Consider the following 14,765-nt stretch of genomic DNA (forward strand, 5'->3'; position numbering starts at 1 on the left):
ATGAAATCCTCGATGACTCCGTGCCATACCAGGATTCTTGGCAGCATAGAGAGACAGCTTTCGCTGATTTCCGAAAATGTTTTTCCCTCCCCCACTAGACAGTTCGGTCGAAAGTTACATCATCAAGGAATACCCCAAGTATTTCTCGTTCTTCGACGAACTTGGTGCTCTCCATCGCCTTTCAATGCTAGTCACTTGGGCCATTCGGTTGAAACAAGACTGGGAAAATCCGATCGAGGCTGCCCCCCAGACCTCGTGAGATGGCATGCAGCTGGCAGGAGAGAATCAATTAGACGGGACTCTCGGAAATTGGTGCAACAACACTTTTCCGACAGTTTGAATCGCAGCGCCAACCTCTGCCTGGATCAAGCCCGATGCACCGGCATGACTGAGTTTATTCAGAACGGTTGACCGCATAGTCTCGACATCGTTTTCCAAAATTTCAGGGATGAGATCGAGAACATGGGAGCCTCTGTGCCTCTGCTCCTCGCGCTCCCGTTGGCGCTGGATGATCCCATCCCACAAAACCCCAGCACCGATTTTGTCTGCATCTGGTTTAAAGGGCACCTTGATACCATGCTTCTCGGACACAATGCGGAGCTTCCACTCGAATGCGGATCGCGCATAAACAGCCGCTGCCTTCAGGTCTCCGCTAGCGAGATGGGTCTTTGCCCGCTCCAAGTCACTCGCTGATGATTTCAGCTTGGGCACCAGTTGGCCGGTATCTTCGTCGGCTAGCAGTTCACGGTGGATCCATCCGTCTCTCTCGCGGAGATGTCCTCGCGCGAGATCGAACCAGACCCGGTCGTGAGTAAGCAGGAATATCTGGTAATTCTTGAAGCCCTCACTGGTCAGGATACGTAAAACTGGTAAGCGGTTTTGGAGCTCTAGCCCTATCAGCGCATCGTCCAGCACGAGAAAGCGCGGATACTCAGGATTGGCATAGTCATTGTCCGAGAGATGAACTCCGGCGAGGAAAAGGCAAATACTGAGCGCGGACAGCCTTGCCTCATTGAGGAACAGGTGGTGGTCAAGTACCTGCTTGCCACGAAAAGTGATCTCTGGAACTAAATCGGCGCCTTTGAGCTGGAGCGAGTCTTTTTCCCACGTGAGCGACACCGGCTGGAACTTGATGGTGAGCTTGTGGTTCTCGAAGTGATTGAGGAACTCGGTGACCTTCGCTTCCAACTGCGGAAGGATTGCGTTGAAAGCCTGACTGAAGGCATACGCAGCGTCGTTAGCGAGGCGTAGCGCCCACTTATATCGGCTGGGTGGTCGCGTCTCCCACACTCTGCGCATGAGATCGCCCATGGTTGATTCGCCTCCGACTGAGGTCGTGACTCGTACGCCTGCAAGAATCGCCAATGTAACCAAGTCAAAGAGTTGAGCCTCCAAACCCTCCGACTCCGCTCCATAGATGGTGTCATGAATCCGAGGGCCACGGTTTGAGCGAGAGAGCGGGGCGGACAGTAGATTCGTCCGAAGCATGACCCGATAGTCCAGGAACCCTGAACGGCGGGCTCCGTCCACCAACAACGACCGCAACTCCGGGGTAATGGGCCCTGTAGTTGGATCCTTGGGAATAGTCAATGGATGGCCGTCGGCAGCGTTCCAATGGTACTCCCGATCATGAGGAGTTCCCGTAGCGTCGGTCCCTTTGAGCCACAGCAACACATGGGCGGTGCGGGTTTCCAGAGCGAAATGATTACGATGGTTAGCGATGGCGTCGCCACGCTCTTCGAAGAAACGTTTCAGAGCAAAGTAGAGGGATGATTTGCCTGCACCGTTTTCACCGTGCAGCAGCAGATTTTTTCCGCCATTTAGATCGAGTTCGAAACACTCGTCGAAGGCGCGGAAGTTCTGCAGACTTATTCGCGTGATTTTCACTGCGATGTGCCTACTGAATCGTTTTCCCTGGCGGCTTTGAACTCATTGTAAGCCTCTTCCCAATTGATGCGCGGAAACGCCTGCTGAACCGATTCCAGAAAGTCGGGCCGGTCCAGCGTCTCGAACGTCATATCCTTATATCTCTCTTCCAAGGTCATACTGTGGATCAAATCCTTCGCGGCGGGGAAGACGGTAGAGATTTCCTCCTCGATCCATGACCGGATCGCGGCCTCATCGGTGCTTGGATTCAAGAGGCTTCCCAAGAGAGCATCTGGTGGGTTCTTAACAGCCAGCGGCAGATAATAATCCACGACCTGCTTCTCCGATTCATCGAGTTTCGTCTGTAGCTCAGCTTCTACCTTCTTTTGATGGGCCTCAAGCTTGGCACGCAGGCTCACTATGCGTTTGGTGAGGTAGGGCTTGGCCGATTTCAACACAACCCTGCCGTGATCCTTCCCCAGCGACGGCGTGAAATTCTTTCGGATGTCGTTCAACTCATCCTCCAGGATCTTCGATGATAGTGAGCTGCCTTTCTCGATCAGATCGAAGGTGGTCTTGAGCTTGCCCTCCAGGTCTTTGGATGCGCCGAGGTTTTGCAGAGCCTTCGGAATGCGCACCCGGTGCCGCTGCACGGCCGCGCCGGTAAGGGACAGTTCCACGTATTGCAAGTAGGGCTCGAAGACGCGCACCTGTCGGACGACGTCGAACTTGACGGGCGGGGCCGTCTCAATTGCTGCCTTTACTATATCGAAATGCGTTCTCTCGATAGGACTCATGCCCAGCTCCGTCTGGAGTTGGGCGATTTTCTTGGTCTCTTCCGGTGTTGCAGCCTGCTCAATAGCTTCCTTCTGAGCGGTAGAAGAAAGATGGATTGCCAGCGTCTTCACCTGTCCGGAAGACAACTCCACGGCATTCGGCGTCTCGTCGCACTGCGGCTCCTGTTCGAGGTAGAGGGCCGTTGGGGTAAAAATCCAGCCTCGGTCGTCCACGATGAGGATGCCGCAACGCAAGCCGGGGGAATGGGTGGGTTCAATGTCGGCCTTCCGGAGCATTTCAACCCCTTCGAGAGAACCGTATCCCATACGCAGGGTGTGTTCATCAAAATCGATGCTGACGGTTAATGACAGTCGAACCAACTCGCCCACTCGCTCGACAAGGGCTTTGGCTGTCTCAATCTGGATACCTGGAGCGGCGTAAATGACTCGACATTTAGCACTGCGAAACAGGGAGGCTATCCGACGAGAAGACAAGGCGGAAAGAGTGGATTGCGTGCTCATGCCTTGCCCTCGATAATGCGGATGATATCGAGGGTCTGAAGTTTGTCGAGAGCCATGCGGAGAGGATGGTCGCCATCGTACAGAGTCTCGAATATCTGGCGAAGCCGCGCGAGCTGGTCTGGTTCGAGAATGCTTTCGAGATCCGGCAGCCCGGCCTGCTCCACCAGCTTAAACAATCGAAGACCCGCCCCGTGCACTTCCTCCGGGAAATACAGCTCGTACACCAGTCCGTTCAACACCCGTTCCCAATACGCCAACATCAACGGATCACGTGTGGATAGGTTCTCAGCGTGGTCGGCATAGTAGCGATGGAGACTGATCAACCATTGCACGACACTGGAGACAACTTGCTCTAACTCTCGAACCGATAGCGGGACTGGAATGCGCTCGATGAATCGTTTGCCGTAGGACCAATAACCACCGCGAAATGGAGTGCTAATGTTACTGATGAAATAGTCGCAAATCCTTGAGTTCAGCAGTGCTTGGAGGAAATGAATCGGCCTGTTGCGGGCTTCACTATTCCAACGGACGCCGTAATACGGCCCATTACCGCCACCCGTAAAATAGAGACGGGATGCGTCAAAGGAAAACCTAGGCGATTGAGAAATCACTTGAACAATCAGCTTCGGGGAATCGAAAAGCGTCAAGTTTTTCCGGTAGATATACCCATACCATTCCAGACTGTCTGCTTTGCCGGATTCACGAGCCCGCAAATCCGCTTCGTTCGACTTTAAGTATTCCCAAAGCTTCGGGCATGCGCTTTTTAGCTCTTTCGCCGAAACGAGCTTCGCTTCGTGTTCGCTAAGTATGTAGGGGAAAATTAACCAGTGGTTAGAAGCTGGTGCTCGGTAAGGAGCGAGCGAGACATCGGCAAGGAAAGGCTTTAGGAATGTCGTTTCAACCTCCCATTGCACTCCATCCCTAGATTCAACTTTCGCTAGCCCAGACGAAGGAACAGCCCGTTCACGAAGCACGAAAAGCCTATCAGCACTCGTTTGTAGTCCAACGAAAATCGAGGCGACATCGCCGAGCCGTGTGGGACATTGGTCTAGTTTCGAAAAAACTGCTGCGTCTTTACCAACTGTAAAGTTCCATTCCGATCCAGTAATGCTTTCGGGTTGGAAGCGCCCATCGACACCGGACAGAGTCGCCTTCCATGCTTGGAAATCGTGTGCTTTGACAAAACGGCAATCGGGGCTTCCTCCGTTCGCCAAGAACAGCAAGCATGTGTAAATCGTCGCTCCTGGAAAGACCTGTTCATCGCCAAAATGGACCACATGTCGGAGGCGCTTTCTTCTCGATATAAGCTCACGGAGCGGTTCGCCATATTGGGAGTTGAAAAACTTGTGGGGGCAAATATAAGCCAGGTGACCGTCCGATTTTAGCAGGCGCAAACCGGCTTCGATGAAAACGACGTAGAGGTCATAATTGCCCTTGGCTGCGCTGGCATAATGATCTTTGAAGAAGGTGACGACCTTAGGGTCCTTCTTCTTCAACGTCTGGATGCGCACATATGGTGGGTTGCCTATAACAATGTCAAAGCCGCTCTCGACTTCTTGTGATTCTGAGGCCGTGAGTTCGGTTTGTCCGGCCGCTTCATTAACAAGTGTGAGGTTACCGAGGAGGGTCGCCGGGGCTTTACCGTTAATCTTCACCTTGCCTACAGGAAAGCCGAACATCCATTCTGAGTCGAAAAATGGGGCGAAAGCATTCTGGTCATAGGGGTCCCAAGCTGCGAGCTGGCGGGCGGCTTGCTTAGGAATCGCGTGCTCGCGTTCGAGTAGCTGGGCTATCTCCTGGCGCTTGGTGGCGTCGGCCTCGCGCCATTTGCGTTTGTTGCCAGGGTCGCGGGCGTTGAAGTGTTCGTGGCGGATACGAGTGAGGTCGGCGCGGAGTTGGTCTATTTCGCCTGAGTAGAGATCACTCTCGGCCTTCTCGATGGGGATAAGAGTATCGGCGGCGACGAGTCGAGTCTCGAGGTTCGGCAGCGGTCGGACACCGAGATTTTTTACCTGATGGTCAACCTTCTGGTCTACGACCAAGGAAATAAAGAAGCGGAGCTTGGCGATCTGGACGGCGACGGGTTGAATATCGACGCCGTAAATTGCGTTTTCAATGAGGTAAAGCTTGCGGGCAAAGTCGAGGGCGTGGAAACGGGTATCGAATGATTTCTCAATGTCGGCGATGCGCGCGTCGCAGGCGCCGATTTCCTCCTTGGGTGCGCCGGACTCCTCAAGTAGAGCTCGATAGCGGCGGGCCTCAGCAAGACGGTCGCGTTTCCAGGATTCGTTATTGGGGTCGAGCTTCTGGAGCAGGTCCACAAGACGGTGGAGCGCTCCCATGGGGAAGGCGCCGGAACCGCAGGCGGGGTCGAGGATTTTTACGCGGCCGATGGCGGCGATGAGGGCATCGCGGGTATCGGGCCGGATATCCCGGAGCGTAGCCTTGTTGGAGAAGAGGTCTTCCAGCGCGCCCTTACAGCGAGGTACCTGGCTCCCGAGGTAGGACTTGAGGGCCTCGTCCACCATGTAGGCAACGATCTCGCGCGGGGTGTAGAAAGCGCCAAGAGCCTTGCGGGCAGTCGTGCGAGTGTCCTCATTGAAGGAGGCGAGGAGGTTTTCGAAAACCTTCCCGAGGAGTTCTGGATCGAGGGCGATTTCCTCCTCAAGAGGGGTGTTTTCTTCGATGGTGAACTTGTAGCGGGAGAGAATTTCTATCAGGCCACGGACCTTGGCCTTCTTCGAGCGGGCAGTGCGGCTGTCTTCATCGCCATAGTCCTTCGAAAGGTCCACTGTGCGCTCTGGGCCGAAGAAGAGGTCATTGGGCAGATGGCAAGCAAGCTTCGGGTTGTCGGAGAAGCCATCAAGAATGAAGTTGTCCTTCTTCTGGCCGGTTTTGTCGTCGAGGCAGTCGAAGAGGCCGCCGTTCAGGAATGGCACACGGGCAGAGAGCGCGGTCCAATCGGCAGAATCACGAAATTCAACCTCGTACCGCCAGAGATTGGTAATGCCAAAGTTTTTATCGTAACGCTGACCGTCCTTCTTTTTTTCGCGGAAGGCGCGCTGGTCGGACGGCATGTTGAGAGTGCCAAAGAAAAGGTTTTGCAGGACGGCGTGATAGTAGGTAGAGGCTGCTGGTGACAGATCCTTGAGAAGCTTTTTCAATGTGTAGTCGCGGAATAGCTCAGCAGGCAGCAGGCGCTTCTCGACGAGGAACCAGCAGAAAATGAGACGGGTGAGCAGGCGGATGAGGAAGAGGGATCTTTCCTCCTCTGTGTCGCAATGCTGCGGGAGGCGGATGGTGCCATCGTCCACCTGATGATGCGCCCAAAAGTACCAGTCGGCGATCTCGCGGTAAAAGTCGTTGGAGAGTGCGTAGGAACCGAGACGCTTTTGCCAGGCGGTGTGAAGAGCGACGAAGTTGGAGACGCCAAAGTCAGTGTCGAGATTCGTCAAAGCGAAATCGTTGAGGATTTCGAGGTGGGCTCGAATGGGATCGGCAAAGGCAACGTCCTTGATGAGGGTGACTTTTTCCAGGACATCGCGGGTTTGGTCGCGCTTGTGCAAGCGGCGGTTAATGACGGCGAGCGTAAGGGTATCGCCGTGTCTGAATAAGATAAGGGCCGGCATGGCGAAGAGCTTATTCACCTCGCGGGTAATGTTGGCAAGAACGGTGCGAGTGTAGTGACTGCTCTTGAGTTCAATCGCAATAAAGAGGTAGCTCTCAATGACGGCGCCGTCAAAAGAGCCCTTGCTGTCGAAAAGAACCTTTTGAGAACCGGCGGCGCGTATTTCGTCGTCGGTGAGCTGGAATAGAAAGTCGATGGATCTCCATTCCTCGGGGATGGAGAGCTTGTAGTTGAAGGTTTTGCCTTGAGCGAAGTTGGCGAGGAACTGCTCGCTGGTGTTGGGCGTGAGCTTGAGGCGCTTTTGGCTGATATAGCCGAGGGACTCGAAGAGGGACGTGGCAGCGGTGGCCAATGGCTGATTTTCGAATTTCTTGAGCGTGGACTCGATGGCCTGCTTTATTTCTTGAACTTTCATGACTGTTTGATGACGAGCCAGGTGACGAGTTCGAGATGAGTCTTTTCGTGAACCTGTTCCTGTTCATCAGGCAAAACAAAGCCACGACCAACTTGGAGGCCCGAGGCGGCGCGTTTACGGAACGTCGCAACGACAGAGTCTACAGCTTTTTGCAGAAGCTTGTCGTAAGCTTTCATGTCGCTGCCGTGGTTCGTCTCCTGGTCGAAGAGGTTGCAAAGCTGCGTGTACGGCTCGCTCTTGCCAGAACAAAGCATGCGGTAGATATCAAGAATCTGCTTCGGATGTGCAAAGCCAAAACGGACATTACCATCGTCGAGAACATAGACCAAGAAGTAGGGCTGGAGCGGATTGATTGCCTCGGTGGCGTCGCCCTTGGTAGCACCAGTAACACTCGACCTCTTTTCCTGCCGAAAGCAAAAGATGACGCCGGGCGCGATGACTTTATATTCCAGGTTAGGCGGCACTACGGTGTAGAGGCCAAACGGAGCATCTTTAAGCACGTCACGATTGGCCTCGATGTATTTCAAAAGCTCAAGACGGAAGTCGTCAAGGGTGAACTCTGTGAGAGAGACGCTGTCGCCAAGGTCCTCCAAGTCAAGCACTTCATCTTTGAGCTTGAGCAGTTGCTTGTCGCGGTAGCGGAGGTCTTCGTGGATGAGTTCCTCAATTTCTTCGCTCTGAAGAATGTTGTCCTCGACAGTGGCGGCAATGTCCACGAGCGCCATACGAGCTTCCACACGATTTTTGAGATTGATGTATTTATTGAGGTCCTCGGTCGGCCAGAAATTGACGAGCTGGACTGAGTGGCTGGCGCTGCCGATTCGGTCAATGCGACCAAAGCGCTGAATGATACGCACAGGGTTCCAGTGAATGTCGTAATTGATGAGGTAGTCGCAATCCTGAAGATTCTGTCCTTCGGAGATGCAGTCCGTAGCAATTACAAGATCGATCTCCCCTTCCTGTGGCATGGTCGGAATCTTGTTTCGCTCCTTTGAGCGCGGAGAGAAATTGGTGAGAATCTGGTTGAAGGCTCTATCCCCAAAAGTAGTGCGGGTCTCTCCACCGCCGCAAACGAGCGCGATGTGGATGCCCAGATCTTTGCTGGCCCACTGCACAAGCGATTCGTAGAGGTAGGTCGCAGTATCGGCAAAGGCGGTAAAAACGAGCACTTTCTTGTTCGACTGGCCAAGCTTGTTGGTGGTTGGCTTGGCAACCTTTTCCGCGATGAGCTTCTTCAGGTCCTTGAGTTTTGCGTCTGTTTCTGGGGTAACGTTCTGCGCTGCATTCAAGAGTATGCGTAGCTGGTCCTTGTCCTTCTTTAGGTCCTTGAGCCAGTTCCTTCCACGGTCTAGTTCTAAATGCTCAAGACGATACTTCAGCTTGCCGCCGACCTGCAGGGCCTCTTCGAGCTCCTCGTCTTCGGCAGGATCGCCAAGATCGAATTCAATCTCGCTTGCGCCAGGACTCCCCGAGGCACCCGCTATGTAGGCATGAATTTTCTTTTCAAGGCCCTCAATCTTGTCGATCGTGCGTTCCATCGTGATCTCAAAGGACCTTACGGAGCTTTCAAGACGCTTCAGAAAGTTTACCTTCATCATGCCGATTAGGTAGTTCTCACGATCGGCTTGGCTGAACGGGTCACGGGTGCTCGTCTGATAATTCCCCTGAAACTGTTTCTGAACGTATTTGGATGGATTGAACAGTGAAAGCTTGTAGCCCGCAATTTCGTCGTTAATCTTGTCGTAGGAAAGGAATCGTCCTTGGGTGTCGATGGCCGAATAGACCGAAATTGGTTTTTTCCGCTGAGGGAACCCACCCAATTGCGCAACTGTCTCTTTATAATATTTCTGGATGTGCTTGCGCGAGCGGGCGATGGTGAGTTCATCCAGAAGCTTGAAGAAGGCGGCACTAAGCCTCTCCAACAGATCCCCAGTTCTTCGTTCCGAACTTTGTTTACGCGCCCAAAGTGAAAAGACCTTCTGGGCTGCGGTCAGCGTATCCTTAAGACTGCCAATACCCAGAGTTTCGGCGAAAGTATTGTCGCTGCCCTCAGTGAGAAAGTAGAGCTGATTTCGCAGGTCCTTCAGGTCATTATTGACCGGTGTCGCAGATAGTAGCAGCACCTTGGTGCGCACCCCGGCCTTGATGATGTCGTCCATAAGCCGTTGGTAGCGGCTTTTCCGTATGAGGTCTCCCGCTTCATCCCGTCTACCCGGCGTGTTGTTGCGAAAGTTATGCGACTCGTCGATGACGACGAGATCGTAATTGCCCCACTCCAGAGTTCCGAGATTGATGTCGGCGGAGTAACCCTTGTCTCGGCTGAGATCAGTGTGGGATAGCACGTCATAACGGTAGCGGTCAGACAGGAACGGATTGAGACTGCTGTTAGCTGTGTAGACAGTCCAATTCTCTCTCAATTTCTTGGGGCAGAGAACGAGCACCCGTTCGTTCTTCAACTCAAAGTACTTGATGACAGCAAGAGCCTCAAATGTTTTCCCCAGACCAACGCTGTCGGCGATGATGCAGCCGTTGTATCGGAGAATCTTATTGATAGCGCCCTTAACGCCATCCTTTTGAAACTCAAAGAGTTTCTTCCAAGTGTCGGTTTCAAAAAGGCTGGTGCGGCCGAGATCCGCATCGGTTTTGCCAGTGTCTTCCAGGAACCTTTCGAAGATGTGGAAGAGAGTCTTGTAATAGATGAATTCCGGTGCGTTGTTCTCGTAGAGCTGCTTGAGGTATTGCAAAACCTCTTCTTTTACATTTTTGACAAGATCTTCATTGCCCCAGAGTTCATCAAACCATTGCTTGAGCTCCTGGCGGTCGCGATTGCCATCAACGACAAGGTTCAACTCGATATTGTTATTGCCTGTTCCCAGACCAAGGCCGCGCACCGTGAAATTTGAGCTGCCAAGAATGGCGTCTTCTACCCCTGCTGTCGCTACGTGATACATCTTCCCGTGGAGCAGGTTGGATTGTTTGATGGTCTTGATGTCAACTTTTCGCTCTATCCAGTCAGCGCATTCTTTGGCAACGCGCTTTTGCTGAAGTTTATTGGCAAGCTCCAGCCCATCGGCATCAATGATGAAGGCTTTCTTCTCTGTTTTGCTGGGGTCAAGTCGATTGATGAAGGATGGCTCACCAAAAAGAAAATCAAGGTGTTCAATACGATCAAGGGTGTCCTTGAGTGCGTCATAGGCGTAAATCGTGAAGTAAGCGGAGACGATCGATAACCTGGAGCCATCCAGGATCTTCGCGCACAGGAAATCGGCGACAGTCCCTCGACTATGGTTATCACGGATACCGGAATCAGGCTTTGTTGTCATTCGAGAACACACAATCGTTTGACTTTGTAAGTATGGTGCGCAATGACGCCATCGGACAACACTAAGTCGCCCTGAGCAAATCTCGACGGCCGACATTCGGGGTCAAACGCGACCATTGAGTTCACATTATTGAGCCTTCATTGATCGTGATTCGCTTTGACCCAGGCCATAGGCAGATGTTTACGGCGCTTTTCTTACCCTTGGTGGTCGCGCGATTGTAACTATTAAGTCGCCCTAGCAACTGTCCAAGACCAAGGCTTAACTTGAGTGCTTCTTCAAAACTAATGGTGACATTGGTAGCTATGGGCATATCCGCCGGTAATGCTGGACTGAAGTGATCTACATTCAATGTTCCGAAACTCTTCTTCTCCTTGATTTTCTTGGTCATATCTACTTCTCCAAATTATAAGCACGCATCAAATGTGCGGCTGAAGCAGCACCTAGCAGGTTGTTGACAAACTACCAAGCCACTGCAGAAATGCGCATGCCAGAACAGTTGCAGATGCTGTCAGAAGTCGTCGCAGGCTGTTCAGAAAGGCCGTCCAGCAAGGCCGCAGCAAGCGGAGAGGTGAAGCGTACTCTCGGCAGTACGTTGAGCCTCTGCGCGCCGCGAGAACGCCGCTGGCGGCCTTTGTCAACAGCCTGCTAGGTAACTGCGGACGAAGAATACGCTTTCCCCTCTGCGAAAGCACCCACCTCGAATTTCATACTCGCCTTTGATTTATATGTTGTTCGAGCCTCTCAGTAGAAAGAAGTTATCCAATACTTTTGGTCCTACACCTCTTACTCGTTTGAGGAGCTCAGCTACTTCCGTTCTCGTTCCGTCCGTAAGGATACGCTCATTGGACGCGAGTTCATCGGCCAGTTGGCCCAATGATGACAACCGATCCGTAAAGATCGCTGTCATAGCGTGGCCTCGATCGTATCCGGCTGCTACTAACCTTCGGGCGATTTCCTCGCGATTCCAGCAAGCGAAGCCGCATGGATCGAATAGGTCATTGGCCTTAAGCGATTCAAAAAGGTTGAAGACTTTTATCAACGAATAGTTATTAACCGAAAGCATTGCAATTACTAGATCAGCCCAAGGATTCCCACGCCAATCTACTTTTTCTTTGGTCATTTGCATTCTCGGCTACTAAAACTCAAGCTCTTTCACTTTTTTGGTTAACTCGCAAATTTTTGAAATCTTGGATCCGGCCTTGCGATCATAGATTCATCCAGAGATCCTGCCTTCCCTGTTCGTTCTGTCCGAAACGAGCCCCAGATAGGCTGAGTTGCTACTCAACTATTGCTGGCGCAGAATACCCCTTTCCCAGCGAGAAATCATCCCGCTCTTGGAGTGGAATTGCTTGTTTTTCGGACACTTCCAGGGATCAACCTGATTGATATGTTGGTAGGCCCAGATGCGTCATTAATCTGCAGGCTTCCTGATTCATCGAACCCTCAAAAGCTTCCATGATAAAGTTGCCCCCATGTGTGGACGCTTTACCCAAACGGCTTCGCCAGCGGTGATCGCGGAACAGTTTGGCGTCACCGTGCCTCCCCTATTCTTCACGCCTCGCTACAACATTGCCCCATCACAGCCAGTCGCCGCGATCCGGATCGAGCCTGGGACGACGACCCGTCAGCTGGTGCAGTTACGCTGGGGCCTGATTCCCTCCTGGGCCAAGGACCCGAAGATCGGGCATCAATGCATCAATGCCAAAGCGGAGACCGTGGCGGAGAAACCTTCGTTTCGTGCCGCGTTCAAATCGCGGCGTTGCCTGGTGATTGCGACGGGGTTCTATGAATGGCAGGTCCAGGGAAAGGCGAAGCAACCGATGTGGATCGGCTTGAAGAGTCACCGTCCCTTTGCCTTTGCCGGTTTGTGGGAACAGTGGCAACCTCCGGAAGGCGCGGCCATCGAATCCTGCACGATCCTCACGACGGAGCCGAACGAGTTACTGCAACCGATTCACAACCGCATGCCGGTGATTCTGGCCCCCACAGCCTACGACCAGTGGCTCGATCCGACCGTCCTGCAGACCGCATCGCTGCAAGCACTTCTTCGCCCCTATCCGAGTGAAGAGCTCCAGGCCTACCCCGTCAGTACGCTCGTGAACAACCCGAAGCACGAGGCTCCAAACTGCCTTGAACCGCTTCCGGCGTAGGGCTACACTACGGCCTCTTTGTTACGAGGTCTTCAATGCCGATGAATGTGGATGCCGTCTACGCGCCCGATCTCTCGACGCGTTATGCCCTCCCCGTCTTTCTGGGGCGCTTGCCGGCCGGCTTTCCCTCCCCCGCTGACGACTATATCGAGGGCAAGCTTGATCTCAATCGTCATCTCATCAAGCACCCAGCAGCCACCTTCTTTGTCCGCGTGACCGGCGACTCCATGATCGGGGCGGGCATTCACTCCGGCGACCTGCTAGTGGTGGATCGGTCGCTCGACGCGGTCGATGGCAATGTGATCGTGGCGGCGCTCGATGGCGAACTGACGGTCAAGCGACTCTTCAGACAAGGCGAGATCCTGCGCCTGCTCCCAGCCAACACCGCCTATGAACCGATTGAGATTCTGACCCAGCAATCCTTTGAAATATTTGGTGTCGTCACCAACGTCATCCACTCGCTCTGAGGGTCCGATGCCTCCCGTCTTTGCCCTCATCGATTGCAATAACTTCTATGCCTCCTGCGAACGGCTCTTCAATCCAAAGTTAGCCGGGCAACCGATTGTGGTGCTGTCCAATAATGACGGCTGTGTGGTGGCGCGTTCCAATGAAGCGAAGGCGCTCGGAATCAAGATGGGCGTGCCGGAGTTTCAGATTCGTCCCCTGCTCCGCGCGCATCACGTACAGGTGTTCTCCTCGAACTACCGGCTCTACGGCGATCTGTCCCAGCGAGTGATGGAAACCTTGGAGCAGTTCAGCCCGGATCTCGAAATCTATTCCATCGATGAAGCCTTCTTGAGTCTGGTGGGGTTCGAACGACGCAACCTGACGAACTATGGGCGCACGATCCGCAAGACGGTGAAGCAATGGACGGGCCTCCCCGTCTCGGTCGGCATCGCCGAGACGAAGACGCTCGCCAAGCTCGCCAACCGGGTGGCGAAACGGACCGCGGACACAAACGGGGTGTTCGACCTGCTGGCCTGTCAGGACCGGGAGGCCCTCTTAGATGGAGTGGCGGTGGGAGATGTCTGGGGAATCGGGCCGAACTCTGTGCGTCTGCTCACGCAGCGCGGGATCACGACGGCCCTGCAGTTGCGCGAGGCGGACGAGCCTTGGATCAGGAAGCACCTGGGTGTGGTCGGCCTGCGAGTGGTGGCTGAACTCAGAGGCCAGTCCTGCCTCATACTTGAAGACTGTCCCCCGCCCAAGCAAGGGATTACCTGCTCACGGGCCTTTGGCCGATCCGTCAGTACGCTCGCCGAGATGGAAGAGGCGGTGTCGTCCTATGTCTCTCGTGCCGCGAAGAAGCTGCGGGATGAAGGATTGGCGGCCACGGTGCTGACCGTGTTCATCATGACGAACGCCTTCACAGATGAGCCACAGTATCGCAACTCGGTAACCTGTGAACTGCCGGTTGGCACGGATTCGACCTCGGAACTCATCAGGGCTGCATTGAAGGGACTGCGCCACATCTATCGGGACGGCTATCGCTATAAGAAAGCGGGGGTGATGTGCACAGCCCTCGTGCCAGCCGACCAGGTGCAGCCGGATCTGTTCGACCGGCAGGATCGTCCCAAGTCGAAACGGTTGATGTCGGCTTTGGATGCGATCAATGATCGCTGGGGAGCCGGGACGCTGGATTATGCGTCGAATGGATTGACGCAAGCCTGGCAGACGCACTGTCACCACCGTTCACCCGCCTACACGACCAATTGGGATCAACTGCCAGTCGTGACGGCCTGAGTCTTCTATCTCATCGAGTAAGACCACTTCCTCCCTTGTAATTACCCACTACTCACTTCTTCCTGTATCGTTTTTTTCGTCTGAGTATCTGTCCCGATACACGCCCATACCGACACAAGAAACTTGCTCATAGAAAATTCACGAACTTCCACACCTTGATGCCCTCTACACGCTCGGCATGAGGGTTGCTGAAAGAGCCCTTATTAGAGAGGTACTGGACCCAGCTCTAACCTACGAGGCAACACTATGAACAGGTCTGTGGCGATTGAAGAAGTTGAAACGGGAAACCACACCACGCCAGGCATCAGCGCGAGCCTCACTCGGGAACTGCTCCAAGCCTGG

8 protein-coding genes are annotated in these 14,765 nt (G+C 53.7%); 3 read left to right on the forward strand and 5 right to left on the reverse strand.

What is annotated here, in order from left to right; all coding sequences use genetic code 11:
- Positions 1-285: 285 nt before the first annotated feature.
- From Q7U76_03905 to Q7U76_03925, 5 genes are all read right to left on the reverse strand, one after another.
- Positions 286-1,311 carry a hypothetical protein gene (locus Q7U76_03905; GenBank protein ID MDO8355516.1) on the reverse strand — a complete coding sequence of 342 codons (1,026 nt, stop codon included), beginning with the start codon at positions 1,309-1,311 and terminating at the stop codon, positions 286-288.
- A gap of 572 nt (positions 1,312-1,883) precedes the next feature.
- Complete coding sequence (locus tag Q7U76_03910; protein ID MDO8355517.1) at positions 1,884-3,164, reverse strand: hypothetical protein; 1,281 nt, start codon at positions 3,162-3,164, stop codon at positions 1,884-1,886.
- Positions 3,161-7,207 (reverse strand): Eco57I restriction-modification methylase domain-containing protein, encoded by a 4,047-nt coding sequence (locus tag Q7U76_03915; protein ID MDO8355518.1) that lies wholly within the window; start codon positions 7,205-7,207, stop codon positions 3,161-3,163. The genes Q7U76_03910 and Q7U76_03915 overlap by 4 nt, the downstream gene beginning before the upstream one ends.
- The gene (locus Q7U76_03920) at positions 7,204-10,530 is read right to left on the reverse strand and encodes a phospholipase D-like domain-containing protein (protein MDO8355519.1); all 3,327 of its coding nucleotides are present in this window, start codon (positions 10,528-10,530) and stop codon (positions 7,204-7,206) included. The genes Q7U76_03915 and Q7U76_03920 overlap by 4 nt, the downstream gene beginning before the upstream one ends.
- Positions 10,531-10,651: 121 nt before the next feature.
- On the reverse strand, positions 10,652-10,918 hold the full coding sequence (locus tag Q7U76_03925) for a hypothetical protein (GenBank protein ID MDO8355520.1): 267 nt from the start codon (positions 10,916-10,918) through the stop codon (positions 10,652-10,654).
- Between the two features lie 1,084 nt (positions 10,919-12,002).
- On the opposite strand from Q7U76_03925, the gene Q7U76_03930 reads away from it, so the two are divergent.
- From Q7U76_03930 to Q7U76_03940, 3 genes are read left to right on the forward strand one after another with little or no spacing between them, the layout of a single operon-like run.
- Positions 12,003-12,680, forward strand: a complete 678-nt coding sequence (locus tag Q7U76_03930) for an SOS response-associated peptidase (GenBank protein MDO8355521.1) — start codon at positions 12,003-12,005, stop codon at positions 12,678-12,680.
- A 35-nt stretch (positions 12,681-12,715) separates the two neighbouring features.
- Entirely contained in the window at positions 12,716-13,147 is a 432-nt protein-coding gene (gene umuD / locus Q7U76_03935; protein ID MDO8355522.1) for a translesion error-prone DNA polymerase V autoproteolytic subunit, read from the forward strand.
- 7 nt (positions 13,148-13,154) lie between these two features.
- Positions 13,155-14,423: a Y-family DNA polymerase gene (locus tag Q7U76_03940; protein ID MDO8355523.1), complete on the forward strand. Its 1,269-nt coding sequence runs from the start codon at positions 13,155-13,157 to the stop codon at positions 14,421-14,423.
- Positions 14,424-14,765 lie beyond the last annotated feature (342 nt).

It is taken from the genome of Nitrospirota bacterium (genome assembly GCA_030645475.1).
Classification (GTDB): Bacteria; Nitrospirota; Nitrospiria; order Nitrospirales; family Nitrospiraceae; genus Palsa-1315.

What these genes read in the sequence shown, in the direction of transcription:
- Q7U76_03905 (MDO8355516.1), bottom strand. Translation starts at nt 1,311, where the DNA reads ATGGGCGATCTCATGCGCAGAGTGTGGGAGACGCGACCACCCAGCCGA.
- Q7U76_03910 (MDO8355517.1), bottom strand. Translation starts at nt 3,164, where the DNA reads ATGAGCACGCAATCCACTCTTTCCGCCTTGTCTTCTCGTCGGATAGCC.
- Q7U76_03915 (MDO8355518.1), bottom strand. Translation starts at nt 7,207, where the DNA reads ATGAAAGTTCAAGAAATAAAGCAGGCCATCGAGTCCACGCTCAAGAAA.
- Q7U76_03920 (MDO8355519.1), bottom strand. Translation starts at nt 10,530, where the DNA reads ATGACAACAAAGCCTGATTCCGGTATCCGTGATAACCATAGTCGAGGG.
- Q7U76_03925 (MDO8355520.1), bottom strand. Translation starts at nt 10,918, where the DNA reads ATGACCAAGAAAATCAAGGAGAAGAAGAGTTTCGGAACATTGAATGTA.
- Q7U76_03930 (MDO8355521.1), top strand. Translation starts at nt 12,003, where the DNA reads ATGTGTGGACGCTTTACCCAAACGGCTTCGCCAGCGGTGATCGCGGAA.
- umuD (MDO8355522.1), top strand. Translation starts at nt 12,716, where the DNA reads ATGCCGATGAATGTGGATGCCGTCTACGCGCCCGATCTCTCGACGCGT.
- Q7U76_03940 (MDO8355523.1), top strand. Translation starts at nt 13,155, where the DNA reads ATGCCTCCCGTCTTTGCCCTCATCGATTGCAATAACTTCTATGCCTCC.